This is a genomic window from Oleisolibacter albus (assembly GCF_003336875.1).
Lineage (GTDB): Bacteria > Pseudomonadota > Alphaproteobacteria > Azospirillales > Azospirillaceae > Niveispirillum > Niveispirillum album.
This window is the reverse complement of sequence record NZ_QGNJ01000017.1, coordinates 43,434-66,145: the sequence shown is the minus strand read 5'-3', so window position 1 is coordinate 66,145 and position 22,712 is coordinate 43,434. Positions and strand designations below refer to the sequence as shown.

Genomic DNA, 22,712 nt, shown 5'->3' with positions numbered 1-22,712 from the left:
CGCGCCTATGCACTTTAGGGAAAATGCTATGATCCCCGTCACATCGCCTGGACAGGATCGATTGCCGGCGCGACAGTGGGCTTTCAGAAAGAAAACGCCCCGGGAGACCCTGTGGAGACTGGATGCCCGTGACCCTCGCCGCGGACCTGGAGGCGCTTCGTTCCGTGCCGCTGTTCGCCAGCATGGACATGTCCATGCTCAAGCTGCTCGCCTTCACCAGCGAGCGGGTGGAATTCGCAGCGGACAGCCCCCTGTTTCTTGAAAAGGACCAGTCCGACTGCGCCTATGTCATCCTGAGCGGATCGGTGGAGGTGATGATCGACCAGCCGCGCGGGCCGGTCTCCATCACCACGCTCGGCCGCAACAGCATCGTGGGCGAGGTCGGCATCCTCTGCGACAGGTCCCGCGGCGTCACCGCCTATGCCCGCGGGCCGGTGGTCGCGCTGCGGATCGGCAAGAACCAGTTCATGCGGCTGGTCACGGAGTTTCCGCAGGTGGCCATCGGCATCATGCGCGTCCTGGCCGAGCGGCTGGATACGCTGGCCCATCAATTGGCCCATCAGCTGGCCGATGCGCGCTGACCGGCCGGACGTCCACCGGCTGGTCCCGACCGCTCTGCCGTCCCCGGTGCCGCGCCGCCTATCCGGCAGCCGGCTCCGGAGCGTCCCCACCGATCCGGTCCATGAAGCGGGCCATGCGGATGTCCAGCTCCGTCAGGCCATCGGCGTCGTGGGTGGCCAGGGTGACGTCCACCCGGTTGTAGACATTGAACCACTCGGGATGGTGGTCCATCTTCTCTGCCAACAGGGCCACCCGCGCCATGAAGGCAAAGGCGGCGTTGAAGTCGGGGAAGCGGAAGCTCTTGTGGATGGCCTCGCGCCCCTCCACCATCCGCCAGCCCGTCAGGGTCTTCAGCGCATCCTCCCGCGCCGTCGCGGCCAGTTTCTGTGCCATGGTCGTCCTCCCGTCATGCCGCCTGCTGCGGGGGCGGCAGGGCTGACGTGGCGTGAAACGGGTGCGCCGTCAAGTCGAGACCGGTGTTGTTCGTCCATGGCCCAGATCCCCTCCCTCCGCCGCTTCACCACCGCCCCCAGCCTGGCCGAGATCGAGGCCATCGCCGAGCGCGCCACCGCCACCATCCCTGAGGCGCTGCTGCGCCATGTGCAGAATGTGGTGGTGCGGGTGGAGGACTTCCCCGACGAGGAGACCGAGCGCGAGATGGAGCTGGACAGCCCCTTCGACATCCTCGGCCTCTACCGCGGCGTCGGCATGCCCTGGCAAAGCGTGACCCAGCCCCATCTGGGGCCGGACATGATCTTCCTCTACCGCCGCCCCATCCTGGATTACTGGTGCGAGAGCGGGGAGGATCTGACCCATCTGGTCCGCCATGTGCTGATCCATGAGATCGGCCACCATTTCGGCTTCTCCGACGCCGACATGGAGGCGCTGGAGGCCGAGGCCGGCGAGCAGGAGGACTGACCGCCTCTCCCGATGCCGCCGGCGTCACACCGGACTGGCCGGCCGGCACCGGGTGGATAGGCACCGGGTGGACAGCACCGGTCCCCGCTTCTACCCTTGTTCCCCCGTCCCGCGCCCACGCAGCCTGCTTGCGGCCGCGCCGCGTTTTCCCGCCTGGAGATCCCGACCCGTGCGCATCGCCACCTGGAACATCAACTCCGTCCGCCTGCGGCTGCCCCTGGTGTGCAAGCTGCTGGACGAGCAGGCACCGGACGTCCTCTGCCTGCAGGAAACCAAGGTGGTGGATGACAGCTTCCCCACGGCGGAATTCCGTGACCGCGGCTACACCCACATCCACATGCATGGGATGAAGAGCTACAACGGCGTGGCCATCCTGTCCCGCCTGCCCTTCGCCAGCGTGGATGTGAAGCACTGGTGCGAGAAACAGGATTGCCGCCATGTGCTGGCCACGCTGCCGGGCGGCATCGAGATCCACAATCTCTATATCCCCGCCGGCGGCGACGTGCCCGACCCCGCGGTCAACGACAAGTTCGCCCACAAGCTGCGCTTTCTGGACGAGATGCGGGCCTGGTTCCCGGCCAACCGCAGCAAGGACCGGCCGATGATCCTGGTGGGCGATCTCAACATCGCCCCGCTGGAACAGGATGTGTGGAGCCACAGGCAGCTGCTGGACGTGGTCAGCCACACACCGGTGGAGGTGGAGAAGCTGACGGCGCTGCAACGGTCGCTGGACTGGGTCGATGCCGTGCGCCGCTTCGTGCCGGACAGCGAGAAGCTCTATACATGGTGGTCCTACCGGTCGGCGGACTGGGCCGCCAGCGACCGCGGCCGGCGGCTGGACCATGTCTGGGTCACGCCGCCCCTGGCCCCGGCCCTGACCGGCACCCGCGTCCTGCGCGAGGCCCGCGGCTGGGAACCCAAGCCCAGCGACCATGTGCCGGTGCTGGTGGACCTGGCCCTGTAACGACGGCGGCGGGGTCAGCCTCCGCGCCCTGTCGCGTCCTCCTCCGCGCATGCGGAGAGCCCGGGGGAGCACGGCTGCCCCCGGGTCCTGAGCGTCCGTCAGGGCTCCACGTCGGGGCCGCGCGGGTTGCGCATGGCGGCATCGACCAGCGGCACCGCCTCCGGCGTGCCCACATGGTACCAGGGGCCGTCGTGGCGCAGGCCATAGAGCCGGCCGGCGGCCTCGGCCCTGTGCCAGAGGACCAGATTGGAGAACGGCCCGTCGGGCGTGTCGCGATAGAGCGCCGGGCTCATGATGCAGACGCCGCCGAAGACGAAGGGCGCCAGATCCTGCGCGCTGCGGAAGGTCAGGCGGCCGGCCGGGTCCATATGGTAGTCGCCGCGGCCGTCATAGCCGATGGCGCGGGCCAGCGGCACCATCAGCAGCAGCGCATCCATGCGGGCCGGGTCCCAGGCCTGGGCCAGGCGCTTCAGCGCCGGCACCGGCCCGTCCAGCCAGACGATGTCGGCATTGACCACGAAGAACGGGTCGTCCCCCAGCAGCGGCAGGGCCTTCTTCACCCCGCCCCCGGTCTCCAGCGCCGCCTCCTCCCGCGACAGCAGGGTCGGCGGTTCCGCCGTGCGGGCGGCCAGATGCGTCTCGATCCGGTCGGCCAGCCAATGGGCATTGACCACGGCCTGCCGCACCCCGGCCGCGGCCAGACGGTCCAGCGCATGGTCCAGCATGGTGCGGCCGCCGACGGCGATCAGCGGCTTCGGCGTGGTCAGCGTCAGCGGGCGCATGCGCAGGCCCAGGCCGGCGGCCAGGACCATGGCCCGTGCGGGCACGGCAGACATCATTCCTCCCTTCCCAAGATCCGGACCACCGCACCGTCCGCCGGCAGATGGTCCGCCACCCAGGCCGCCACCGGGGCCAGCGCCGGGCTGTCGAGTTTGGCCGCGAACTGTCCCCAGACCCGCGGCAGGAACGCCAGCTGGCGGGCGCTGCCGCCACCGGCGGCCAGTTGGGCCACGCGGCCGAGGATGCGGGCATGGCGCACCGCGCCCATCACGGCATAGCTGGCGGCGAAGGCTGTCGCGTCCACCGCCGGCCGGGCCGCGCGGTAGCGCTCCAGCATGGCCGCCTGGATCTCCGGTGCCACATCGCGGCGTGCATCCTCCAGCAGCGACAGCAGGTCATAGGCGATGGGGCCGATGCCGGCATCCTGCACGTCCAGCAGACCGCAGGCCTCCACCCCTGGCCGTTCCGGCAACAGCATCAGGTTGCCGGGATGATAGTCGCGCAGCAGCAGACTGTCCGGCACGGCCAATCCCGCCGGCAGCACCGCATCCCAGGCCGCGGCCAGCGCGGCACGGGCCGTCCGCTCCAGCGCCCGGCCGCGGGCGGCGGGCACATAGGCATCGGCGAACAGCATGACTTGGTCGCGGAACAGGGCGGCATCGTAGCGGGGCAGGCCCGGGGCGGCGGCCATGGCGGCGGCCGTGTCGAAGCGGTCGTGCAGCCGGACCAGCACATCCGTGGCCAGACGGTACAGCGGCCAGGGATCGTCCCCCCGCTGCAGCAGGGCGGCAAAGCTGTCGTCGCCGTAATCCTCCAGCAGCAGCAGCCCGTCCTCCGCCTGCTCGGCATAGGGCAGCGGCGCCGACAGGCCGACGCCGCGCAGCAGGGCACAGATGCGGACGAAGGGTGGCACCTGGGCCGCCGCCTCGCCGGGCGCATCCATCAGGATGGCGCGGTCGACCCCGCGCGCCAGCCGCTCATAGCGGCGGCTGGACCAGTCGGCGCCCATGGGCCGGCGCGCGGCGGCGCCCCAGCCGGCGGCGGCGAGAAAGGCGGTGATGGTCTGATCGCGCTCGGACATGGATGATCCCTGTGGTCCTGGTCTGGTACCGGCGGTCAGCGGGCCAGCGCCGAGACGCGGGGCGCCCAGGAACCGTAACCGCTGATCTCGGCCACACGCGCCGTCGGCCCGGCGATGCGCAGGGTCAGGTCCAGCCGCTCGGCCGGCAGCCAGGCTCCCAGCCGGTCCGGCCATTCCACCAGGGCGCAGCCCTCCGCCCGCACCTCTTCCCAGCCCAGTTCCAGCACCTCCTCCGGGGCCGTCAGGCGGTAGAGGTCGAAATGCCAGAGGCTGAGGTCCGGCAGATCATAGGTCTGCACCAGGGTGAAGGTGGGGCTGGGCACCTCCTCCGCCGGATCGCCGGACAGGGCCCGCACCAGGGCGCGGGAGAAGGCGGTCTTGCCGGCGCCCAGATCGCCGCGCAGCGCCACCATGTCCCCACGGCGCAGCAGCGGTCCCAGCCGCGCGGCCAGCGCGGCGGTGGCGGCCTCATCGGGCAGATCCAGGCTCAGGGTGGCGGCGGTCATGGGTTGCGCGTATCTGGGCACATCGGTCATGGGCGCCTATACTGGTCATCCCGCCATGCGCCCGCAAGCATCCTGACCAGGCGGGCATCAGGGTTGATTGCGGGAACAAATCGGGGCAGGAACAGACCAGCCGCTTTCCCCAGATCACGAGACGTGCCGCACCATGGTTGAATCCGTCCATTCCACCGATGTCGTCATCATCGGCGCCGGCCCGGTGGGCCTGTTCGCCGTGTTCGAATGCGGCATGCTGAAGATGCGCACCCATGTGGTGGATGCGCTGGAGATGGTCGGCGGCCAGTGTGCGGCCCTGTATCCGGAAAAGCCGATCTACGACATCCCGGCCCACCCCGCCATCGAAGGCGCCGAGTTGATCGACCGGCTGGCCCAGCAGGCGGCGCCGTTCAACCCGACCTATCATCTGGGGCAACAGGTGGTGGGGCTGACCCGGCAGGGCGAGGATGGCTGGCGCGTGACCACCGACAAGGGCACGGTCATCGACGCCAGGGCCGTGATCGTGGCGGCCGGCGCCGGCGCCTTCGGCCCCAACAAGCCCCCGCTGGACGGGCTGGAGCAGTATGAGGGCCACGGCATCCACTATCTGGTCCGGCGGCGTCAGGATTTCGCCGGCAAGCGCGTGGTCATCGCCGGCGGCGGCGACAGCGCCGTGGACTGGGCCGTGAGCCTGGCCGAGGTGGCGGCCCATGTCATGGTGGTGCACCGCCGGCCGAAGTTCCGCGCCGCACCGGAAAGCGTCAGCCGCATGGAAGCGCTGGCCGCCGAAGGCCGGATCGAGATGGTGATCCCCTACCAGCTTTCGGGTCTGGAGGGGACCGACGGTCGCCTGACCGGCGTGCGCGTGGCCGATCTGGACGACAAGGAGCGGCTGCTGGACGCCGACGTGCTGCTGCCCTTCTTCGGTCTGGCCATGAATCTGGGGCCCATCGCCGAATGGGGACTGTCGCTGGAAAAGGGGCATGTCGCCGTCGATCAGCGCACGCTGGCCACCTCCCTGCCCGGCATCCATGCCATCGGCGACATCGCCACATATCCCGGCAAGCTGAAGCTGATCCTGTGCGGCTTCGCCGAAGCCGCCATGGCCGCCCACGCCATCCGCCCGCTGGTGCATCCGGGCGAGGCCCTGCATTTCGAGTACAGCACCAGCAAGGGCGTCCCCGGCGCCTGATCCGGGGACCCGGTCCGGACGGCAACCCGGATTGCGGCCGGGACCGGATGGCGGGTGGTGGCGCGGCCCGCCGTCCATTCTCCGATGCCCCCCGCCGCCTTCGCCGCGTCATCCTCCAGCCCTTCCCGCGTCATCCTCCGCGAAGGCGGAGGATCCAGGATCCCGGGCGCGACCCTCGTCCCCAGGAGCCCGGATGCCCGCCCGTGCAGGGCGAAAGGACGCTACGCCGGCTCCTCCAGCCGGGCGGCCTCCCAGGCCAGCAGCACGCGCTTGCGCGCCGGCCCCCAGCGGTAATTGTCCAGCACGCCGGTGCCGCGGATGACGCGGTGGCAGGGAATGAGGAAGCTGACGGGATTGGCGCCGACGGCATTGCCGACGGCGCGGGCCGCCGTTGGGCTGCCGATGCGCCGGCCGATCTCGGCATAGGTGGCGACCTGGCCGAAGGGGATGGTCAGCAGCGCCTGCCACACCTTCATCTGGAAGTTGGTGCCCTTCAGGTGCAGCGTCACCGGCCCCTGTCCGTCCCCGCCGGGCAGGAAGGCCCGAGCCGCCACTGCCGCGGTGGCGCCGGGGTCCTCCAGCAGACGCGCCTTCGGCCAGTCCAGGGCCAGTTCGGCCAGATGCCGCTCCGGCCCCGGCTCCGCCTCCGTCAGAAAGCTCAACCAGCAGATCCCGCGGGGCGTGGCCGCCAGCAGGGCGCGGCCGAGCCCGGTCTGGTGCATGCCCCAGCGGATCTCCAGCCCGGCGCCGGCGGCCTTGTACTCGCCGGGGGTGGCGGCCTCCGCCACCACGAACAGGTCGTGCAGGCGCGACGGGCCGGACAGGCCGAGATCCAGCGATGCCCCCAGCAGGTCCGTCCCGTCCTGGCGCAGCAGGCGGCGCGCATGGCCCAGGGTGACGAACTGGGCGAAGCGTTTGGGGCTGATGCCGGCGGCCCGCTTGAACAGGCGCTGGAAGTGCCAGGGGCTGAGGCCCGCCTCGGCCGCCAGCTGGTCCAGGCCCGGCGGGGCCTGCCAGTCGCGGGCCAGACGCTCGATGGCAGCGGCCACGGCCCGCAGGGCGCGGGGATCGTCCTCATCGGCGACAGGCGGCGGGGCGGGCGGGGTCGGCATCCGCAACTCGGCAGCGGTGTGGGGGCGCAGCATGGTATCCTCCAATCCGGGACACCACCATGCCTGCCTTGACCGGGCCGGCCCCACCCGCTTCTTGCGCGTCGCCGGTCTCAGACCGGCTGCCCCTGCAGATGCGGCGGCAGCCGCCAGCGGTGCAGGGCCGCCGTCAGGTCCTGGACCAGATCCTGGCGTTCCTGCGGCGGCAGGAAGCCGCCCACCACCAGATGCCGGCCATGGCTGGACAGCAGGACGTGACCCGCCCCCTCCTCCGGCCCGTCGAGGGAGACACGCAGCCAGGCCGGCTGGAACTGCCAGGACCGCACCGGGCGCTCGGCCTCGACCCGCTCCACCGTCAGGGCGGTCTCGTCCAGTTCGACCGTCTCGTACAGGCGGGCGCTGCGGTAGCTGGCCCGGAAGGCCCAATAGACCAGGGCCACGTCCAGCCCCAGGAAGCCGACGATCGGCCAGGCTCCGTTGAGGAAGAAGAGCGTGCCCACACCCAGGCTGAGCGCGGTGATCGCCAGCATCAGCCGCCGGAACCCGGCCGGGCTGAGGCTGCGGTGCGGATGCAGGATGGCCCGGAAGAACACCGGACGTGCTGCCGATGACGGGGGAACCAGCTCGATCATGCCGGGATGATATGTTCGGTGACCGAACTGCACAAGCCCGCGAAGGTGGGGCGCACCGCCGCAGCCGGCCCGTCCGGTGGCCGCGATTGCCCCGACGGGGAGCGCTGGCTACAGTCGCCCGGTCCCGCAGCGGATTTCAGCAAGCCAGGGGTCCGATCCCGTGAAGCGCGCCGCCATCGAAGAGTTCTTCCGCCGCCTGTCGGCCCGTGACCCCGAGCCGAAGACCGAGCTGGAGTACAGCAACCCCTACACGCTGCTGGTGGCGGTGGTGCTGTCGGCCCAGGCCACCGATGTGGGCGTCAACAAGGCGACCCGGGCGCTGTTCGCCCTTGCCGACACCCCCGCCGCCATGCTGGCCCTGGGGGAGGCCACGGTGCGCGACCACATCAAAACCATCGGGCTGTTCAAGACCAAGGCCGCCAACGTCATCCGCCTGTCGCAGATGCTGCTGGACAGGCATGGCGGCCAGGTCCCGCGCCGGCGCGAGGATCTGGAGGAATTGCCGGGCGTCGGACGCAAGACCGCCAATGTGGTCCTGAACGTGGCCTTCGGCGAGCCGACCATCGCCGTGGACACCCACATCTTCCGTGTCTCCAACCGCACCGGACTGGCGCCGGGCAAGGACCCGGAGGCGGTGGAGCAGGGCCTGCTGAAGGTGGTGCCAAAGGCTTACCGCCAGCATGCCCATCATTGGCTGATCCTGCACGGCCGTTACATCTGCAAGGCGCGCAAGCCCGACTGCCCGCCCTGCCCCGTGCGCGACCTCTGCGCCTATCCCGCCAAGACCACGGCCGACGAACTGTCCAAGGGCCGCGCAGCGGCCGAGGCCTGACGTCCCTGGCACCGGAGACCCGAAGTCCAGCAGCCTGAAATGAAGAACCCCGCCCCCTCGGGGAGAGAGGGCGGGGCTTCGGGCGATGGTGCGGGGGCCTTGACGGTCCGCGTCGCGGCGATCACTCGCCGGCGACGGTCTCGGCCACCTTCGGCGCCGCCGGCTTGATGCCGCCGGTCAGCACCTCGATGGTGCCGGACAGCTGGCCGCCATTCTCCACTTCCAGCGTGCCGTAGCGGATGCTGCCGGTGATGCGGCCGGTGCCGCGCACCTTCAGCGTGCCACGCACGGTGATGTCACCCTCGAAACGGCCGCCGATGTCGGCGTCGTCGATCTCCACCGAGCCCTTGAACAGGCCGCTGTCGGCGATCTCGATGACGCGGCCGTCCCGCAGCTTGGCCTCGACCGTGCCTTCGACCACCAGCACGTCGCAGGCGGCGATCTCGCCGGACAGGCTGATGTCGCGGCCGACGATCAGCTTGCGCATCTCGGTGCTGGCCGCCGCATTGCCCTCGGTGCCCGTGGGCGCGACCCGCTTCGGCGGGGTGCCCGGGATCTCCACCACCCGGCGCGGGATGTCGGGCTTGAAGCCCTGCGCCAGCGGGGCGCCGGTCGCAGTGGTGGTACCGGGCGCCGGCATGCCGCCGGGCTGGGTGGTCGGAATGTTCATGGACGGCCTCGTGGAAGTGTCGGGACCCCTGTCAGCGGAAACGGGCGAGCGCGGGGCAGTCTCCGCAGTCGTCGCCTCCACCGGCCGGTTGTCTGCGGGCGGGGTCGGAGTGCTCGCCGGAACCGGCGGGACGGGCGGTTTGGTGCGTCGGAACATGGCAGTCTGCCCCCAAATCAAGCGCGGGATGAACGGCGTGTCGTCGCTTGGCCGAGCACGTCCGGGGTATCACGCAGGCCCCGGGTGCGGCAAGCCCCGGCGCAACTGTTCGAACAAATGCACCATGAATGCCGTTGCGACGACGGGTGCGAAGAGATTCACGATCGGCAGCACGGAAATAAAGGCAATAATGACGCCTGCCACAAAAAGTCTCAGTGATTCTTCCGAGCGGAGGAGGCGAACGCTGTCGCGTGACAATCTCCTGACCGCGACAAGTTCGTAGTATTCTCTACCAAGGAGGTATCCATTCAGCGAGTAGTAAAGAAAAAGGTTCACGCCCGGGATGAAATACAGCGGCAGGGCCAACAGGTTCAACAGAACCACCAGGCCGAGAAATTTCAGGGAATTCCACAGCTCCTCACGCAGCGACTGTTTCCGCGGCGGCGGCAGACCGGGATAGTGGCGTGCCTCCACCGCCTCCACGATGCGGTCCAGCATCAGCGACGAAATGGTGATCATCACGGCGGGGAACATCAGCCAGGACAGGATCAGCACGGCCGCCCCGCCCAGCAGATCGATGCCGGTGTCGAGCCAGCCGATCTGGAACAGGCTGAGGCGGGCCAGGGTCCAGCCGGTCAGCCCCAGCAACAGCATGAACAGCAGCAGCGTGCCCAGGGCGGCGCGCCAGACCACACGGCGGAACGCCGGATCGGGCAACTGGGCCATGGCGCGGGAAAAATGTGAAATCATCGGTCCGGACGTCCCTTGCGTGCGCCGCACCATCTAGAAGCAAGGCGGCCCTTGCTGCAAGGCCGCGCCTGCCTATACTGCGCCGCGTTTCAAGACTTCATGGAGGCCTCCGTGGCGGCTCTGTTTGACGTGGTGGGGATCGGCAATGCGATTGTCGATGTGATTGCCCAGACCACGGATGCGTTCCTCAGCGACAATGATCTGATCAAGAGCGGGATGCGCCTGATCGAGGCGGACGAGGCGGAAAGCCTCTATGCCAAGATGGCGCCGGGGCTGGAGATGTCCGGTGGCTCTGCCGGCAACACCATGGCCGGTCTGGCCGGGCTGGGCGGCAAGGGCGCCTTCATCGGCAAGGTCGCCGACGACCAGTTGGGCAAGGTCTACCGTCACGACATGCGGTCCGCCGGCGTGGTGTTCGACACGCCGGACCTGACCGACGGCACCCCGACCGGCCGCTGCCTGATCCTGGTGACGCCGGATGCCCACCGCACCATGAACACCTTCCTCGGCGCCTGCGTGGTGCTGACCCCGGACGATGTGGATGCCGCCACCATCGAAGCGTCCCAGGTGACCTATCTGGAGGGTTATCTCTGGGATCGTCCCGCCGCCAAGGAGGCCTTCCTCAAGGCCGCCCGTCTGGCCCATGGCGCCGGGCGCAAGGTGTCGCTGTCCCTGTCCGATGCCTTCTGCGTCAACCGCCACCGCGACAGCTTCCTGGATCTGGTGTCCGGCCATGTGGACGTCCTGTTCGCCAATGAGAGCGAGATCACGGCCCTGTACCAGACCGGGTTCGACCAGGCCCTGGCCGCCGTGAAGACCCATTGCGAGGTGGCGGTGCTGACCCGCGGCGAGCATGGGGCCGTGGTGCTGGCCGGTGAGCGCGTGGTCACCATCCCGGCCGAGCCGGTGGCCCAGGTGGTGGATACCACCGGCGCCGGCGACCTGTTCGCCGCCGGCTTCCTGCGTGGCTTCACCAGCGGCCGCGACCTGGCCGACTGCGCCCGCATGGGCGCCATCTGCGCCGGCGAGATCATCGGCCAGTACGGCCCGCGCTCCCAGGTCGATCTGACCGCCCTGGTGGCGGGCAAGATGGGCCGCTGACCGGTACCCCCGTACCGGAGACCTGCCCGCCATCGCCGGAAGAAGACGGCGGGCAGGACCTTCGGACGGCTTCATTTCGCAGATGCACTCGCGTAAACTGCGCCCCGCCGGACGCCGGGACCCGCGTCCCGCCAATTTGGTCCCGCCAATTTGCCAGTGAGAAGGCCGCACCATGGACATCACCAAGATCCCCGTCGGCAAGAATCCGCCGTGGGACATCAACGTCGTCATTGAAATCCCGCAGGGCGGCCAGCCCGTTAAGTACGAACTCGACAAGGAAAGCGGCGCGCTCTACGTGGACCGCTTCCTGCATACGGCGATGTTCTATCCGGCCAACTACGGCTTCATCCCGCACACCCTGGCGCTGGACGGCGACCCCATGGACTGCATGGTGGTGGGAACCACCCCGGTGGTTCCGGGCGTGGTGCTGCGCTCGCGTCCCATCGGCGTGCTGGTCATGGAAGACGATGCCGGCATGGACGAGAAGATCCTGGCCGTGCCGGTGGACAAGCTGCACCCGTTCTACAAGGACGTGACCACCTACAAGCAGCTGCCGCAGATCCTGGTCGAGCAGATCGCCCACTTCTTCGAGCACTACAAGGACCTGGAGCACGGCAAGTGGGTCCGCATCGTCAAGTGGGACGACGCGGATGTGGCGGCCCGTCTGATCCAGGAATCCATGGCCCGCGTCAGCAACCCGCCCACCACCGACTGACGGTCTCCGGACCGGCGGCAGGGCGCGGACGATCCGCGATCCAGATCAACGACGGCCGGAGCGGGGCGACCCCTCCGGCCGTTTGCTTTGCAGCGCACCCGTTGAGCCGACCCGTGCTGGAGGCGTAGCGTGGTGTGGAAATCCGCCGTGGCCCGGGTGTGCCGATGCATCGTCGCCTACCGATCCTGTTCCTGCTGGCCCTGACCGCCTGCGCCGACAATGCCCAGGAGAGCATCTGCCCCGGCCTGGAGCAGTGCCGCTTCGCCGATCCCTGTACCGACACCGGCCAGATCGCGGCACACCAGGGCAGCTTCCGCCGCGCGCCGCTGCTGGGCGCCGCCCTGCTGGAGGCCTGCCGCGGCGACAAGGCCGCCGCCCTGATCCTGGGGGAAAGCCTGGAGCGCGGGGTCGGTCTTCCCGAAGATCCCGGTCTGGCCTCGCGCTGGTACCGGCTGGCCGCCGTGGCCACGCCGGGACAAGGCTCGCCCCGGGGCGAGCTTCCGGCAAAACCGGGTTACCCCGAAGCCGCCTTCCGGCTGGGGGTGATGCATCTGGAAGGGCGGGGCGTCCCCCAGGACTTTGCCGCCGCCCGCTATTGGCTGGGCAAGGCCGCCGCGGAGGGCCACCGGCGGGCGATCCTGGCCCTGGATGCCGTTCCGCGGGGACGCTGACCCATCGCGGCCGGGCCTGACGATCCTGTATCGGATGGAGTGTTTCCCGACGGCCTTGAGTTAGGTCATTGTCGTGCAACGAAACCGGTTTACGGTGGCGGGACCGCACGGTTTTCCGACAATCCGTTTCCTACGCCTTCTCGCCCCTTCGCCCACCCTCGCGCTCATGGACGGGAGACGCACGCGATGACCATCCGCAACCTGGACCGGCTGTTGAAGCCCGCCTCCATCGCGCTGATCGGCGCCAGCCGCCGCGAACGGTCCGTCGGCCAGGTGGTGGCCCGGAACCTGTTCAATGCCGGGTTCGACGGGCCGATCATGCCGGTCAATCCGCGTGAGCGCTCGATCGAGGGCGTGCTGGCCTATCCGTCGGTCGGCGACCTGCCGGTGGTGCCGGATCTGGCCGTCATCGCCACCCCGCCGCAGACCATTCCGGCCCTGATCCAGGAACTGGGCGAGCGTGGCACCAAGGCCGCCGTGGTCATCACCGCCGGCTTCGCCGAAATGGGGGAGGAGGGGCGCAAGCTGCAGCAGGAGCTGCTGGACGCCGCCAAGCCCCACCTGCTGCGCGTCATCGGCCCCAACTGCCTGGGCGTGATGGTGCCGGGCCACGGGCTCAATGCCAGTTTCTGCCATGTGCCGCCCCTGAAGGGTGACATCGCCCTGGTGGCGCAGTCCGGCGCCGTGGTCACCAGCATCGTCGACTGGGCCACGCCGCGGGGCATCGGCTTTTCCCATCTGATCTCGCTGGGGTCCATGGCCGACGTCGATTTCGGCGATCTTCTGGACTATCTGGCCCAGGACAGCGGCGTGCGCGCCATCCTTCTGTATGTCGAGGCCATCACCCAAGCCCGCAAATTCATGTCGGCCGCCCGTGCCGCCGCCCGGTCCAAGCCGGTGGTGGTGATCAAGGCCGGCCGCAGCGAGGAGGCGGCCAAGGCCGCCAGCAGCCATACCGGCGCCCTGGCCGGGACCGACGCCGTCTATGACGCCGCCTTCCGCCGCGCCGGCATGCTGCGCGTGACCGAGCTGGACGAGCTGTTCGACGCGGTGGAGACCCTGGCCACCGGCGTGCAGATCCGCGGCGACCGGCTGGGCATCCTGACCAATGGCGGCGGCATCGGCGTGCTGGCCACCGACGCGCTGATTACCGGCGGCGGCCGGCTGGCCCAGCTGGCGCCGGAAACCATCGCCAAGCTGGACGCGGTGCTGCCGCCGACCTGGAGCAAGGGCAACCCCGTCGACATCATCGGCGACGCACCGGGCAAGCGCTATGCCGACGCGCTGCGGATCATGCTGGAGGACCGCAACCTGGACGCGGTGCTGGTGCTGAACTGCCCGGCCGCCGTGGCCGACAGCCAGGATGCCGCCCAGTCGGTGCTGGCGGAGATCCAGGCCCATCACAGCCAGCCCGGCGGCGGCCGCAAGGTGCCGGTGCTGACCAGCTGGCTGGGGGAGCATCAGGCCGCCGCCTCGCGCCGGCTGTTCGCCCAGCGCCGCATTCCCGACTATCCCACGCCCAACCAGGCCGTGCGCGCCTTCCTGCACCTGGTCCGCTACCGCAAGAACCAGGACATGCTGATGGAGACGCCGGCCAGCGTGCCGGAGCAGTTCGACGTGGACATGGCGGCGGCCCGCGCCCAGGTCGAGGCCGCGCTGGCGGAAGGCCGGCCCTGGCTGACCGAGTTCGAGGCCAAGGAGGTGCTGCGCGCCTATGGCATCCCCTGCGTGCGGACCGTGGTCGCCGCCACACCGGCCGAGGCGGAGCGGGCGGCCAAGCGGCTGGGCGGGCGCATCGCCCTGAAGATCCTGTCCCATGACATCACCCACAAGTCCGACATGGGCGGCGTCGCCCTGAACCTGCTGCCGAACCAGGTGTGGAGCGAGGCCGAGGCCATGCTGGAGCGCATCCGCACCGCCCTGCCGGATGCGCGGATCGAGGGCTTCACCGTGCAGGAGATGGCCCATCGGCCAGGGGCCCAGGAACTGATCGTCGGCATGATCGACGACGTGCTGTTCGGTCCGGTGCTGCTGTTCGGGGAGGGGGGAACCCATGTGGAGGTGGTGGCGGACAAGGCCCTGGCCCTGCCGCCCCTGAACCTCAATCTGGCGCGGGAGACCATGGCCCGCACCCGCATCTACAAGCTGCTGCAGGGCTACCGCAACCAGCCCGCCGCCGATCTGGACGCCATCGCCCTGGCCATGGTCAAGGTCAGCCAGCTGGTGACGGATTTCCCCGAGATCGCCGAACTGGACATCAACCCGCTGTTCGCCGACGAGAACGGCGTTCTGGCCCTGGACGCCCGCATCCGCGTTGTTCCGGCCGACGACCGGGCCCGCTCGCGCCTGGCCATCCGCGCCTATCCCAAGCGTCTGGAACATAAGGCCAGGCTGCGGGACGGCCGCGAGTTCCTGATCCGTCCCATCCGGCCGGAGGACGAGCCGCTGATCCACGACCAGGTGGCCCATACCAGCATCGATGATCTGCGGCTGCGCTTCTTCGCGCCGATGAAGCGCCTGTCGCACCAGATGGCGGCGCGCCTGACCCAGATCGACTATGACCGCGAGATGGCGCTGGTCGCCACCTTCAACGAAGGGCAGGAGGGACCGGACCCCATCTATGGTGTGGTCCGCATCACCGCCGATCCGGACAATGAGCGGGCGGAATATGCCGTGCTGGTGCGCAGTGACATGAAAGGCAAAGGACTTGGCCACATCCTGATGACCGAGATCCTGAAATATGCCCAGAGCCGCAGCATCAAGGAGGTGTTCGGCGAGGTGCTGCGCGAGAATACCGGCATGCTGGCGCTGTGCCGCGAACTGGGCTTCGTCCAGCACGACAATCCCGACGACCACGGCATCGTCGAGGTCTGTTACCGGTTCTGAACCAGACGCACGGGCGCCTCCTCCTGCAGGTCGGCGGCGCGGGCATCGAAGTCCAGGCGGGCCGCCCGGATGGCCGCATGATTGCGATCGGCCCAGCCGATCAGGGTGGACATGGCCTGCAACAGCCCCTGGCCCAGGGGGGTGAGGCTGTATTCCACGGCCGGCGGCACGGTGGGAAACACCTGCCGCTGGATCAACCCGTCCCGCTGCAGATCGCGCAGGGTCTGGGTCAGCATGCGCTGGGAGATATCCGGCAGGGTCCGGCGCAAGGCGCCGAAGCGCAGCGGGCCGCCGCCCAGTTCCGTCAGGATCAGCGTGCTCCATTTCCCGCCGATCTGGTCCAGCACATCGCGCACGGGGCAATCGGTCAGGGCCGGGAACTTGGCCCGCCAGCCGCGCAGGCCGTCATGCAGCGCACGGGCACTGGCCGCCGCATCCGGTCCGTCGGTCAGGGCCGCCGCACAGGCGGGGGCGGTGGTTCCTTGCATGTGCCTATCTCCCAAATAACTGCCGTCTTCCGCATATCCTGAATGTCTCTATCTTAGCCTTACTCTCGAAAAGAGACCATAGGAGGATGCGGCCCCTCGGCCGGCCTCAAACCAGGAGACAGACCATGAGCATCGGCAAGCGGACCCTTCTCGTCACCGGCGCCGCCGGGCATCTGGGCCGCCGGATCGTCGAGCTTCTGCTCGCCCAGCATGGGACTGCCGTGAGCGGAACCCGCGTCATCGCCGGGTCCCGCGACCCGGCCAAGCTGGCTGATCTGGCCGCCAAAGGTGCCGAGACCCGCCGTGTGGATTTCGACGATCCCGATCTGGCCCAGGCCTTTGCCGGGGTCGACCGGCTGCTGATCGTCTCGACCGATGCCCTTGACCGGCCGGGCCGCCGTCTGGCCCAGCACAAGGCCGCCATCGCCGCGGCCGTGAAGGCCGGCGTCCGCCATCTGGTCTACACCTCGATGCCCAATCCGGAACCGGGATCGCCGATCCCGTTCGCACCGGATCACTACGGGACGGAACAGGCCCTGGCGGCCAGCGGCCTGGGCTGGACGGTGCTGCGCAACGCCTGGTACGCCGAAAACCTGCTGGCGTCGCTGCCGCACGCTCTGGCCAGCGGACACTGGTACAGCGCCGCCGGAGACGGGCGCGTCACCCATGTCACGCGGGAGGATTGTGCCCGCGCCGCCGCCGCCGCTCTGGCCAGTCAGGACAGCGGCAACCACCGGTATGACATCACCGGCCCGGAGGCCCTGACCACGGCCGAGATCGCCGCCCTGGCCAGCTCTGTCCTCGGCCGGCCGCTGCAGGTCATCCCGGTCAGCGAGGCGCAGTTGGAGGAGGGGCTGAAGGCGGCCGGGGTGCCGGCCTTCTTCGCACCTGTCCTGGCCTCCTTCGACACCAACACCCGCGCCGGGCGCATCGACATCGTCAGCGACGCCGTGAAGACCCTGACCGGGCAGGCGCCGCAGAGCCTGCGCGATTTCTTCAGCGCCAACCGGGCCTTGTTCCTGCCGGCGTGATCCGGCGCCACCACCGGCGCCATGGGATGGCGCCATGGGGCGGCTCCAGGGCTGTGCCGGATCGGCGCAGCCCATCGCCTTGACATATCCGCCGGGGAGGCGATCTACTGAAGCATGTTGATCCCGCCGACCATGCCGCCGCCGGTCCCTGTGACCGCCCAGGCGCCCCAGCACTCGCCGCAGGCCAATGCGGCGCTGGCCTCGGCCATGGTCGCAGCACAGAAGCTGGCGAAGCCGGTGGCGACGCAGACAACCCGCGCCGCCGCGGCCACCGGCAAGGCCGAAGCCAGTCGGGAAGACCAGTCCTCCACCTTCTCCGGCTATACCGTCGACACTGAGGCGGGGGCTGTCCGGGCCCAGACACCAAGGCGCCGCGGCACCCAATTGAACCTCAACGTCTGAGCCGCGGCGGCCGGCGCGTCAGCGCGCCTCCAGCTTCCGGATCAGTTCCGGCGTGGGATAGCCGTCGGGGATCAGCCCGACCGCCTGCTGGGCCAGCCGCACCGCTTCACGCGTGCCGCGTCCGACCAGACCATCGGGCTCCAGGCTGGCGATGCCCTGGTCATGGATCAGCGTCTGCAACCGGATCACCTGGGTCCGGGTCAAGGGCGCCTCGGCCGGGCGGGGACCGGCGAAGGCGGGGGCTCCCTTCAGGCGGTCGGACAGGTGGCCGACGGCCAGGGCATAGCTGATGGCGGCGTTCCAGCCCGTGGTCGCCTTGAAATTGGCGGCATAGACCAGAAAGGCCGGGCCGGTGTGGCCCTGCGGCACGATGATGGCCGCCGGCGCCTCTCCGACGGGCAGGGGACCGCCGAGGCCCCGCACGCCCATGGCCCGCCAGTCGCGCACCGGCCGCGCATTGGCGAGATCCGTGCGGTGATAGTCGAAGCTGGCCGGCAGCACCACCTGCTGGCCCCAGGGCACGGATTTGTCCCAGCCCAAGGCCTGGAGGAAGCGGGCGGCGGAGGTCAGGGCATCGGCCACGCTGGTGCGCAGGTCGCGGCGGCCGTCGCCGTCGCCGTCGACCGCATATTTCAGATAGACCGAGGGCATGAACTGGGTGTGGCCGACGGCACCGGCCCAACTGCCGACCAGATGGTCGGGCTGCACCCAGCCCAGGTCCACCAGCCGCAGGGCCGCCATCAGTTCACCGGTGAAGAAGGGGCCGCGGCGCCCCTCATAGGCCAGGGTGGCCAGGGCCTGGAAGGTGTTGTTGCCGCCCAGGATGCTGCCGTAATTGGTCTCCATGCCCCAGAACGCCACCAGCACCTCGCGCGGGACGCCATACTGGCGTTCGATCCGGTCCAGCAGCGCGGCATGGGTGCGCAGCATCTCCTGGCCCTTGGCCACCCGGGTCGGGTTGACCGCCCGGTCGAAGTAATCGACGAAGGCCTGCACCGTCTCGGGCTGGCTGCGGTCGCGCCGCACCATGGCGTCATCAAAGCGGATGCCGGTCAGGCTGCGGTCGAGCGTGGCTTTGGAGATGCCGGCGGCCAGGGCGTCCTGCCGGAACCGGTCCAGCCAGGCCGGGAATCCCGACGCGTCGGGCAGGGGCCGCTCACCGGCCGATGGCGATGCCGCTGTCTTCGGGGCGGCGGCCGTCGCGGCCGCGGAGGCCGGGGCGACGGGGGTGACGTCGCTGGCGCACGCTGTCAATGCCAACAGCGACACGCCGGCTGCCAGAACCAAAACCGGACGCATACCAAACCAATCCTGTTGTACCGGGCGAGGTCCAGACTTTAGGGGATCGGACGCCGCCCGTGCAGCGATCTTTACGCGACCGGGAGCCAGGACCCAGGGTCAACCGGCATAGGCCTCTTCGACCGAGCCGGGCTGTTCAACCGTGATTGTGGTCGGCCGGTCAGCGCGCCCGGCCACGGCCCGGTCGACACCGGCGGCCACCTGCTGCCAGCAATGGTCGGCCAGGGCCTTGCGGCTGCTGAACTGCTCCACCGTCACCGGGGCATGGAACTCCACCGTCACCCGCAGCCGCCCGGCCCGGACCATGCGCCAGAGATGGGGCGGAAGCTCCATATCGGCGTACCAGGCATAGAGCGAGCGCCAGATATGGCCCAGCGGCAGCCCGTCCAGATGGGTGGCGGTGACCGATACCGGCTGCACCGTCACCGGCGCGCCGTCGATCCGGGTCGAGGCCACGGCGAACAGGGCGGTCTTGAAGGGCAGGGTGCGGTTGCCGTCGCTGCTGGTGCCCTCGGGAAACAGCACCAGATTGTCCCCGGACTGCAGCCGCCCGGCCATGCTGTCGCGCTGTTCCTGGGCCTTCTGCCGCTGCTCGCGCTGGATGAAGACAGTCTGCTGCAGCTTGGCCAGCAGACCGAACAGCGGCCAGCCCGCCACCTCCGCCTTGGCAACGAAGGACACCGGCAACTGCGATCCCAGCACCGGAATGTCCAGGTAGGAGGAATGGTTGGAGATGAACAGCGTCGGCTGCACCCGCGACGGCGTGCCACGCACCACCACCTCGATCCCCAGCATCCGGCAGCAGACGCCGTGGTAGAAGCGGGGGAACCGATGATCGACCGGTAACCGGCAGGCCAGGATGACCGCCTGCACCGGAATGCAGGCGGCCGTCCAGATCCCATAGATCACCAGACGGACGATGCCGCGCAGGGAGGAGCCGATATCCATTGCGTCCTTCGGCCTCCGCCGTTCCGGTGTCAGAGCAGCGCGGTGCCGCGCCGCTCATAGTGGCGCAGATATTTGTCGGTGATCAGGTCGGTCTTCACGACGATGGACACATCGGTCGTGTTGAACTGGTGGTCGACGACGGCCCCGTCGCCGACGAAACCGCCCAGGCGCAGATAGCCCTTGATCAGCGGCGGCAGCTCGTTGATGCCGCGGCGCGGATCGACCTCATGCTCGTCCAGCATCCGCATGTCGACGAAGCGGTGCGGCAGGGCCACCGGCCGCAGCGCCGGCGGCGCCAGATGATGGTAGTAGAGATAGGACAGCGGCATGGCCAGCTGGGCCGGGTCGATGCCGGGCAGACTGGCGCAGCCGAACATCAGGTGGATGTCGTAGAGCACCGCATAGGCGGCGATGCCGCGCCACAGCAGCTGCATGCTGCCACGGGTGCGGTAGGCCGGGTCGACACAGGAACGACCCAGTTCCAGCACCTCGCCGGGATATTCCTCGATCCGCGAGATGTCGTATTCGTCCGAGGAATAGAAGGTCCCGATCCGTGCGGCAGCGGCCCGGCGGATCAGCCGGTAGGTGCCGACCACGCCGGCCGCGCCTTCGCCCACATTGCGGTCGATGACCAGCAGATGGTCGCAGACGGTGTCGAAATGGTCGAAATCGCGCTTGAGGGCCGCCATGTCCGCCGTGGGGCGGGCCTGCATCTCCTCGTAGAAAACGCGATAGCGCAGCTGCTGCGCGGCCAGAATCTCGGCCGAGGTCTCGGCAAGACGGACTTCCAGGCTACCTGATCTCAGATCGCCGGATGTCAGCGCATCGATGGTGATGTCTGCCATGCTCTCGTTCACGGTCGCTGGCGTGGGCCAGTCCGGTGTGGACTTCCACGTCTCGGCCCATTGGGATACCACAAAGCGCAGGCGCACGGTCAACCGCCTGCATGGGCCTTGCCCCCCGGTTTCACGAAAGTTTCACCGGTCCAGGCTGAACGTGACCCCGGTACCACGAAAAACAAAGGGGTCGGCATGCGCAGCCGACCCCCGATCTTGCATCTTGACGCTCTGGAGCTCAGATGCTGCTGCCGCGACGGGCGCGCGTGCCGAGGCCGATCTGCTTGGCCAGGCTGGAGCGCTGCTTGGCATAATTGGGCGCAACCATCGGGTAATCAGCCGGCAGACCCCAACGATCGCGATATTCCTCGGGGGTCATGTTGTAGGCCGTCTTCAGATGCCGCTTCAGCATCTTCAGCTTTTTACCGTCTTCCAGACAGATGATATATTCCGGCGTGACCGATTTCTTGATGGCGACGGCAGGCTGCAACTTCTCAACCTGGGGCACAGGCTCCTGTCCCACATTGGACAGGCTCTTATACACCTGTTCGATCAGGGAAGGCAGGTCAGAGATGGCCACCGTATTGTTCGAAACGTGTGCGGCCACGATTTCTGTTGTGAGAGACAAAAGCTCGTTCGACGGCGAGGCAGTGGACATCTATCTTTGCTCCAGATGAGGAACTTTCCTGTCATATAAGTCTTTCCGCTGTTTCACGCAATAACGTTTTACTCCCATAGAGTAGGAAAACGCAGGTCAGGATATGGAACCGGATTATTTCCTCGACATCACATCGCTGGTCTGCCCGATGACATTCGTCCGGACCAAATTGGCCGTGGAACGCTTGTCTGCCGGCCAAGTGCTTGAAGTTCGTATGAATTCCGGTGAGCCTCTGGTCAATGTGCCTCGTACCTTGACGGAACACGGTCATGTGGTGCTGTCGCTGTCACCGGAAAATGCGGCGCGACCGGATGGCATACATCGAATGATGGTGAGAAGAAGCTGAGTTCCCGAATCAGGAGAGCGGACGGCGCAGGATCAGCGCATCCACGGCGGCGCCGTCGAGATGGTAATATCCCTTGCGCCGCCCAACGGGACCAAAGCCGCAGACGGCATAGAGCAACCGCGCGGCTGTATTGGTCTCGGCTACTTCCAGGAACAGGACACCGGCCCCGGCGGCGGCGGCATGCCGCGCAGCGGCCTCGACCAGACAGCGGCCGATGCCCAGACGCCGGGCGGCGGGCCGTGTCCCCACGGTCAGAATCTCGGCTTCATCCAGCACGGTGCGCAGCAGCAGCACCCCCTGCGGTTGCCCGTCCGTCGCTGCCACCAGCGCCACAGTTCCCGGCAGGACCAGCAGGTCGGCAAAGGCGGAGGCGCTCCAGGGGGGACCGGTGACACCCGGATCGGCGAAAGCCTCGGCATGCATCGCTGCCAGCAGCGATGCCGCCTCCGGCCCATGCACCAGGATGCTGGTCACGCTCTCTTCCCACCGGGCAGGGTCACGTCGGGTGGTCGCAGATAGAAGGGGTCCGCCGGCCGGGCGGCGATCTCCGCATCGGTCAGGGTCGCAGCCAGCCGTGCCGCAGCCAGCGCCTCGGCGGCACCGGTGGTTGTCACGACCGGGAGATCCACCGGACGGGCATCCAGGGCGGCAGCGGCCCGTTCCGCGGCATCGCCGACCAGAAGCAACGGTCCCTTCGGCAGTTGCCCGGAGACAAAGGCGGGAACATCCGTCGGCAACACATCGGCCGGCCCGGTCAGCGGTTGCAGCTCAGACGAGAAGGCCTGAAGGAACAGGTCATCGCGCCGGCTTTCGATACAGGCCAGCAGCGTTCGCCCGGCCCGCTGCGCCGGCGGCAGCCCGCGCACCGCGGCTTCGAAGCTGGTGACACCGAGCAGCGGTCGTCCGGCGGCCAGGGCCAGACCGCGCGCCGCGGCCAGACCGATGCGCAAGCCCGTGAAGGTGCCGGGTCCGACCGTCACGGCGAAACGGTCGATGGCGGCGAAATCGACGCCGGCATCCGCCAGCGTTTCCATGATCAGGGGGACCAGGCGTTCCGCCTGTCCGCGGCTCATCAGCTCGGTGCGGACGGCCAGCGCCCGCGCCTGCGCCGCGGACCAGACCGCCACGGCACAGGCGCTGGTGGCGGTGTCGATGCCCAGGGTGATCATCGTCGTACTTACGTCCTGCC

26 protein-coding genes and 1 pseudogene are annotated in these 22,712 nt (G+C 68.9%); 12 read left to right on the top strand and 15 right to left on the bottom strand.

What is annotated here, in order from left to right; genetic code table 11:
* Window positions 1-122 precede the first annotated feature (122 nt).
* On the top strand, window positions 123-581 hold the full coding sequence (locus DK368_RS18715; protein ID WP_205028291.1) for a cyclic nucleotide-binding domain-containing protein: 459 nt from the start codon (window positions 123-125) through the stop codon (window positions 579-581).
* Between the two features lie 58 nt (window positions 582-639).
* On the opposite strand, the pseudogene DK368_RS18710 reads toward DK368_RS18715, so the two are convergent.
* Window positions 640-960: pseudogene (locus DK368_RS18710) on the bottom strand (4a-hydroxytetrahydrobiopterin dehydratase); the annotation flags it as partial.
* A gap of 90 nt (window positions 961-1,050) precedes the next feature.
* On the opposite strand from DK368_RS18710, the gene DK368_RS18705 reads away from it, so the two are divergent.
* The gene (locus DK368_RS18705) at window positions 1,051-1,479 is read left to right on the top strand and encodes a metallopeptidase family protein (RefSeq protein WP_114395502.1); all 429 of its coding nucleotides are present in this window, start codon (window positions 1,051-1,053) and stop codon (window positions 1,477-1,479) included.
* Between the two features lie 169 nt (window positions 1,480-1,648).
* Window positions 1,649-2,443, top strand: a complete 795-nt coding sequence (locus tag DK368_RS18700; RefSeq protein WP_114395501.1) for an exodeoxyribonuclease III — start codon at window positions 1,649-1,651, stop codon at window positions 2,441-2,443.
* Between the two features lie 98 nt (window positions 2,444-2,541).
* On the opposite strand, the gene DK368_RS18695 is transcribed toward DK368_RS18700, so the two are convergent.
* The 3 genes from DK368_RS18695 to tsaE are packed head-to-tail and all read right to left on the bottom strand — an operon-like array spanning window position 2,542 to window position 4,810.
* A complete protein-coding gene (locus tag DK368_RS18695; RefSeq protein WP_114395500.1) occupies window positions 2,542-3,282 on the bottom strand; it encodes a nucleotidyltransferase family protein in 741 nt (246 codons plus the stop codon).
* Window positions 3,279-4,304 carry an aminoglycoside phosphotransferase family protein gene (locus DK368_RS18690; protein WP_114395499.1) on the bottom strand — a complete coding sequence of 342 codons (1,026 nt, stop codon included), beginning with the start codon at window positions 4,302-4,304 and terminating at the stop codon, window positions 3,279-3,281. The genes DK368_RS18695 and DK368_RS18690 overlap by 4 nt, the downstream gene beginning before the upstream one ends.
* A gap of 35 nt (window positions 4,305-4,339) precedes the next feature.
* Complete coding sequence (gene tsaE, locus DK368_RS18685; protein ID WP_114395498.1) at window positions 4,340-4,810, bottom strand: tRNA (adenosine(37)-N6)-threonylcarbamoyltransferase complex ATPase subunit type 1 TsaE; 471 nt, start codon at window positions 4,808-4,810, stop codon at window positions 4,340-4,342.
* A gap of 163 nt (window positions 4,811-4,973) precedes the next feature.
* On the opposite strand from tsaE, the gene DK368_RS18680 reads away from it, so the two are divergent.
* Window positions 4,974-5,993, top strand: coding sequence for an NAD(P)/FAD-dependent oxidoreductase (locus DK368_RS18680; protein WP_114395497.1), 1,020 nt, complete (start codon window positions 4,974-4,976; stop codon window positions 5,991-5,993).
* A 221-nt stretch (window positions 5,994-6,214) separates the two neighbouring features.
* Here the strand turns inward: DK368_RS18680 and DK368_RS18675 are convergent, their stop codons facing one another.
* Window positions 6,215-7,138, bottom strand: a complete 924-nt coding sequence (locus DK368_RS18675) for a methylated-DNA--[protein]-cysteine S-methyltransferase (protein WP_114395496.1) — start codon at window positions 7,136-7,138, stop codon at window positions 6,215-6,217.
* Between the two features lie 77 nt (window positions 7,139-7,215).
* The gene (locus DK368_RS18670; RefSeq protein WP_114395495.1) at window positions 7,216-7,734 is read right to left on the bottom strand and encodes a DUF2244 domain-containing protein; all 519 of its coding nucleotides are present in this window, start codon (window positions 7,732-7,734) and stop codon (window positions 7,216-7,218) included.
* A 160-nt stretch (window positions 7,735-7,894) separates the two neighbouring features.
* On the opposite strand from DK368_RS18670, the gene nth reads away from it, so the two are divergent.
* A complete protein-coding gene (gene nth / locus DK368_RS18665) occupies window positions 7,895-8,566 on the top strand; it encodes an endonuclease III (RefSeq protein ID WP_114395494.1) in 672 nt (223 codons plus the stop codon).
* A 121-nt stretch (window positions 8,567-8,687) separates the two neighbouring features.
* Here the strand turns inward: nth and DK368_RS18660 are convergent, their stop codons facing one another.
* Complete coding sequence (locus tag DK368_RS18660; RefSeq protein WP_240002571.1) at window positions 8,688-9,236, bottom strand: bactofilin family protein; 549 nt, start codon at window positions 9,234-9,236, stop codon at window positions 8,688-8,690.
* A 225-nt stretch (window positions 9,237-9,461) separates the two neighbouring features.
* On the bottom strand, window positions 9,462-10,142 hold the full coding sequence (locus DK368_RS18655) for an EI24 domain-containing protein (RefSeq protein WP_114395492.1): 681 nt from the start codon (window positions 10,140-10,142) through the stop codon (window positions 9,462-9,464).
* Window positions 10,143-10,253: 111 nt separating this feature from the next.
* On the opposite strand from DK368_RS18655, the gene DK368_RS18650 reads away from it, so the two are divergent.
* The 4 genes from DK368_RS18650 (at window position 10,254) to DK368_RS18635 (ending at window position 15,515) form a co-directional block, all read left to right on the top strand.
* A complete protein-coding gene (locus tag DK368_RS18650) occupies window positions 10,254-11,243 on the top strand; it encodes an adenosine kinase (protein WP_420818911.1) in 990 nt (329 codons plus the stop codon).
* 172 nt (window positions 11,244-11,415) lie between these two features.
* Window positions 11,416-11,958, top strand: a complete 543-nt coding sequence (gene ppa, locus DK368_RS18645) for an inorganic diphosphatase (protein WP_114395490.1) — start codon at window positions 11,416-11,418, stop codon at window positions 11,956-11,958.
* Between the two features lie 164 nt (window positions 11,959-12,122).
* On the top strand, window positions 12,123-12,629 hold the full coding sequence (locus DK368_RS18640) for a tetratricopeptide repeat protein (protein ID WP_114395489.1): 507 nt from the start codon (window positions 12,123-12,125) through the stop codon (window positions 12,627-12,629).
* Between the two features lie 186 nt (window positions 12,630-12,815).
* Complete coding sequence (locus DK368_RS18635; RefSeq protein WP_114395488.1) at window positions 12,816-15,515, top strand: bifunctional acetate--CoA ligase family protein/GNAT family N-acetyltransferase; 2,700 nt, start codon at window positions 12,816-12,818, stop codon at window positions 15,513-15,515.
* Here DK368_RS18635 and DK368_RS18630 read toward each other — a convergent pair.
* Window positions 15,503-16,003, bottom strand: a complete 501-nt coding sequence (locus tag DK368_RS18630) for a winged helix-turn-helix transcriptional regulator (RefSeq protein ID WP_114395487.1) — start codon at window positions 16,001-16,003, stop codon at window positions 15,503-15,505. The two genes, DK368_RS18635 and DK368_RS18630, sit on opposite strands and share 13 nt — an antisense overlap.
* Window positions 16,004-16,128: 125 nt before the next feature.
* Here DK368_RS18630 and DK368_RS18625 point away from each other — a divergent pair, with 125 nt between their 5' ends.
* On the top strand, window positions 16,129-17,034 hold the full coding sequence (locus tag DK368_RS18625) for an SDR family oxidoreductase (protein WP_114395486.1): 906 nt from the start codon (window positions 16,129-16,131) through the stop codon (window positions 17,032-17,034).
* Between the two features lie 114 nt (window positions 17,035-17,148).
* Window positions 17,149-17,436, top strand: coding sequence for a hypothetical protein (locus DK368_RS18620; protein ID WP_155524634.1), 288 nt, complete (start codon window positions 17,149-17,151; stop codon window positions 17,434-17,436).
* An 18-nt stretch (window positions 17,437-17,454) separates the two neighbouring features.
* Here DK368_RS18620 and DK368_RS18615 read toward each other — a convergent pair whose 3' ends face one another.
* From DK368_RS18615 to DK368_RS18600, 4 genes are all read right to left on the bottom strand, one after another.
* Entirely contained in the window at window positions 17,455-18,735 is a 1,281-nt protein-coding gene (locus DK368_RS18615) for a lytic murein transglycosylase (RefSeq protein WP_114395484.1), read from the bottom strand.
* A gap of 99 nt (window positions 18,736-18,834) precedes the next feature.
* The gene (locus DK368_RS18610; protein ID WP_114395483.1) at window positions 18,835-19,683 is read right to left on the bottom strand and encodes a lysophospholipid acyltransferase family protein; all 849 of its coding nucleotides are present in this window, start codon (window positions 19,681-19,683) and stop codon (window positions 18,835-18,837) included.
* A 29-nt stretch (window positions 19,684-19,712) separates the two neighbouring features.
* Window positions 19,713-20,528, bottom strand: coding sequence for a GNAT family N-acetyltransferase (locus DK368_RS18605; RefSeq protein ID WP_114395482.1), 816 nt, complete (start codon window positions 20,526-20,528; stop codon window positions 19,713-19,715).
* 229 nt (window positions 20,529-20,757) lie between these two features.
* Window positions 20,758-21,177: a Ros/MucR family transcriptional regulator gene (locus tag DK368_RS18600; RefSeq protein ID WP_114395481.1), complete on the bottom strand. Its 420-nt coding sequence runs from the start codon at window positions 21,175-21,177 to the stop codon at window positions 20,758-20,760.
* Between the two features lie 103 nt (window positions 21,178-21,280).
* Between DK368_RS18600 and DK368_RS18595 the strand changes: the two genes are divergently transcribed.
* A complete protein-coding gene (locus tag DK368_RS18595) occupies window positions 21,281-21,523 on the top strand; it encodes a sulfurtransferase TusA family protein (RefSeq protein WP_114395480.1) in 243 nt (80 codons plus the stop codon).
* Between the two features lie 9 nt (window positions 21,524-21,532).
* Here the strand turns inward: DK368_RS18595 and DK368_RS18590 are convergent, their stop codons facing one another.
* Together DK368_RS18590 and tsaB are read right to left on the bottom strand one after the other, a co-directional pair.
* Entirely contained in the window at window positions 21,533-21,997 is a 465-nt protein-coding gene (locus DK368_RS18590) for a GNAT family N-acetyltransferase (RefSeq protein WP_240002570.1), read from the bottom strand.
* Window positions 21,994-22,692, bottom strand: coding sequence for a tRNA (adenosine(37)-N6)-threonylcarbamoyltransferase complex dimerization subunit type 1 TsaB (gene tsaB, locus DK368_RS18585; protein ID WP_114395479.1), 699 nt, complete (start codon window positions 22,690-22,692; stop codon window positions 21,994-21,996). Before tsaB ends, DK368_RS18590 begins: the two co-directional genes overlap by 4 nt.
* Window positions 22,693-22,712 lie beyond the last annotated feature (20 nt).